The sequence below is a fragment of the Methanobrevibacter sp. genome (genome assembly GCF_045120835.1).
Taxonomy (GTDB): domain Archaea; phylum Methanobacteriota; class Methanobacteria; order Methanobacteriales; family Methanobacteriaceae; genus Methanocatella.
The window spans coordinates 1-3,693 of sequence record NZ_JBGVFE010000113.1 but is presented as its reverse complement, the minus strand read 5'-3'; the positions used below and the strand labels follow the sequence as shown (position 1 = coordinate 3,693).

The following is a 3,693-nucleotide window of genomic DNA, read 5'->3' as shown; positions in this document are numbered from 1 at the left end:
CCATCCGCAATCAAATATATAATTTTATATATTCATTAAAATATATTATTCCTTATAAGGAAAATTTTCCTATTGATTTATAATTAAAGGGATAACATGTTGAACAAAAAATACATTATAATGCTATTATTGATAATAGTGGGTATCTGTGCAATATCGACGGCAAGTGCAACAGATGACATTGAGTCAGTAGCGGCAGCAGATGATAGTGAAGCTTTAGCCGTGGATGAAGCAGTCTCTGAGGATATTCCAACCAGTTTAGATGAAGATTTAGAAAAAAATATAGAGTCAGATAAAGAAGTAATTTCAGCACCGGCGGATGATGAAAAGCTTTCAGGCCCGTACTCTTCGCTCTACACTGTATCTCTTGAAAGCGAGTATAAAATCTCCTCATATTCATCAGGCAAAATAACCGGTAAAATAAACGGTTATCCATCATACATGCCAGAATCTTATCTCAAACTAATGGCGTATGATGTTAATGGAGCATTAAAGTATACAAGTGGGAAATTTTCAACATCAAAGTCCACTTTTTCAATAACTATTACTAAAAATACTCTTCTTCCGGGAATGTATCTTTTAGTGGCAGTAGATGAGGGAGACATTATGGCCAAATCCATTTTAAAGGTCACTGGTCAATCAACAATCACTGCCAATGATTATAGTTCAAGTTACATGTCCGGCGCTACAATGTATGCCAGGATAACTGATGCAAAGAATGGAAAACCGTTAAGTGCACTTAATGTGGGTGTTGCATTCAGCAACGGTAAAACTACAGTAACCAGGTATTTCTATCCTAACAGTAACGGTGAAATCGCTTTTGAACCTCCTGTTGGTGTTGGAACATGGACCGTAACCATTTTCCCTGGCTTTGACTATATTACTGGCCAAACCGTTAAAAAAGCGACAATTACAAAATCCTCAGCAACAATATCTGCCCATAAGGTAACCGGATATAAAGGATTTAAAACAACCCTGAAGGCAACAGTTAAAAGTCACGGCAGAAACGTTAACGAAGGTACTGTTAAATTCAAAATCAACGGTAAATCCTATAAGGCTCCCGTTAAAAATGGTGTAGCTACCAAAAAGATCAAATTGAAAAAACTTAAAAAATACAAATACACTGCAAAATTTTTAGGAACCGCTAATCTGGGCAAAACAAAAACCGCCAAAGCAAAAGCGGTGCTTAAAAACAGACAGAAAGTTAAAATGTCCTTTAAAAACCCGGTCGTATACATGGGCAAAACAAAAAAGGTTGTAGTTAAAATAACATCCAAAGGCAAAAAGGTCAAATCCGGCTGGCTGTACATTAAGCACAAAGGTGGAGTAGATAAGGCTCCGGTTAAAAACGGAAAAGTAATACTCTACGCTGTAGGTTTAGTAAAGGACCATTACAGAGGAAGCAACGGACTTACTTCTTACTATAAAAAGACTGTGTCCAGAAGCTACTGGATGAAATATGCTCCTACCGACCCTAAATACAAACCGCTTAAAGTGAAATACAAATCCACTTCAAAATATAAATGCCCATCCTGCGGCAAAAAACGCACACACAACCATTACGAGCACGGTTGGTATAGAACATACGTCTATCATATTAAAGTATCATAGAGAGGATTGACATCTTCTCTTAATATTCTTTTTTTTCCAAAATATTAGTTCAATATAAAATTAAACCTTATTAAAGCTACTTTACAAAATTGTCGTGACAAAAACATCCACTATAAACTTTACGGCAAAAATAATTGAAAAACTGTCAATATAGCTACTTCACAACCTAAAAATAGGACAATTTCAAAAAGCCATCATGTGAAAAAATTATTTCCACTGCCCATTTTGTTCGTATAGACTTAAACTATATTCAAAAATCAAATAGACATATATTTATATATTCAATCATATACCTTTAATCGTATTTTTTGTTTAATCAAAAAATAACAGTTTTTTGGAATTCTAAAAATTCTTCAAGGAGCACAAAAAATATGAAATTAAAAAAGACAATACTCATATTAATTTTATTCACATGCTTGATATTCAGTATTGCAGGAGCATGTGCCGGTGACGCCGATGGAGCCGGCATGAATGCAACCGATACTGATGAGAGATTATCAAGTATTGATGACAATCAAATTATCAAAGAGAACAGTGACGACACACTTGGAGCCACTTCAACATTTCAATCGTTAAACGATGAAATTGACCATGCAAGTGCCGGCTCCACAATAACATTAAAAAATGATTATGCTTATAGTAATGGAGACTACCCAGTCCAGATAACCAAGAAAATAAAAATTAACGGTAACGGCAAAAGCCTTGACGGAAAAGGCGAAACTCGAATACTTAGCATATATTCCGATGCAGAAATAAGCGACTTAACTATTAAAAACGGTAAGGATGATGATAAGGGCATTTCAGCAATCTATATTAATCCAAACTGCAAACTAACTTTAAAAAACTGTATCATAGAAAGCAATACAGGACTGAGGGGAGCAATATTAAACAATGGTGAATTAATATTGACCGGCTGCACAATAAAAGACAACTCAGGAAACACTACTGGAGCAATCTATAATACCGGTGCGGGCCAGATAACGCTAACAAATACAATAATAGAAAGAAACACCGCAACAGGATCCAGCGGAGCAATATACAATATAGGAAAATTGACAATGACCGGCGGTGCAATTAGCGATAATGCTGGAAAACATGGAGGAGCGATCTTAAATACAGAAGACAGTGAATTAACACTAGAAAATGTAAGAATTGAAAACAACAACGCAACAGAATACGGAGGAGGAATCTTAAATCAAGGAATAATGACAATAACCAACTCCGCATTCATAAATAACCGAGCAACTTCTTATGGAGGAGCCATCTTTAATAATGGAAATCATGAAACAAGAATAACCGGATCAGCTCTAAAGGACAACCGGGCATCAAGGGGAGGAGCAATCGTCGCTTATGCCGGAAATATCCGAATAGATAAAAGCAACATTACAGGCAACATCGCTTCATACGGAGGAGCAATAGAAAATTATGTGACACTTAAAATAACCGAATCCCGACTGGAAAACAATGGCGCAAATTATGGAGGAGCAATCTATAATTTCAATACACTAACTATTGACAATACTTATATGGGAGGAAATATCGCATTAGGAAGTGGAGGAGCAATTTACTGTAATAATGAGAGCAATACAGCTACAATCACCTACTCTACAATGGAAAACAACAACGCAGGAGACTCAGGCGGAGCAATCTTTACCAAAAAGACCTTGATAATACAACACTCCACCTTTACAAATAACCTGGCAAAAGAAGGAGGGGCAATTTCCAATGAAGGCACATTAACAATTACCGACTCCTCACTAAAAAACAACAATGCAACCACCGTAGGTGGAGCAATCCGCATAGTTGAAGGTAAAACAACAATATCAGATACTTCAATGGAAAACAACCATGCAAAAGATGGGGGAGCACTATACATATCCAATGGCGATGTGACAGTGACCTCAGGCACACTGAAAAGCAATGCCGCAACAGAGTACGGAGGAGCAATATATGCCATCAATAGCATATTGAAAATAACCGGCACCGGACTGACAGACAACAGCGCAGAAAATGGAGGAGCAATCCTTTGTGTAAATACCACCACAACAGTTACCGGCCTCACACTGGAAAACAATGCCGCAA

Annotated in this window: 2 protein-coding genes; both read left to right on the top strand. The window is 36.9% G+C overall.

Features of this window, described 5'->3' with window-relative positions:
• Positions 1-96 precede the first annotated feature (96 nt).
• Complete coding sequence (locus tag ACJMLO_RS10070) at positions 97-1,611, top strand: hypothetical protein (protein WP_405296427.1); 1,515 nt, start codon at positions 97-99, stop codon at positions 1,609-1,611.
• A gap of 371 nt (positions 1,612-1,982) precedes the next feature.
• On the top strand, positions 1,983-3,693 hold a 1,711-nt coding region (locus tag ACJMLO_RS10065), incomplete at its 3' end, for a right-handed parallel beta-helix repeat-containing protein (protein ID WP_405296425.1).

What these genes read in the sequence shown, in the direction of transcription:
- ACJMLO_RS10070 (WP_405296427.1), top strand. Translation starts at nt 97, where the DNA reads ATGTTGAACAAAAAATACATTATAATGCTATTATTGATAATAGTGGGT.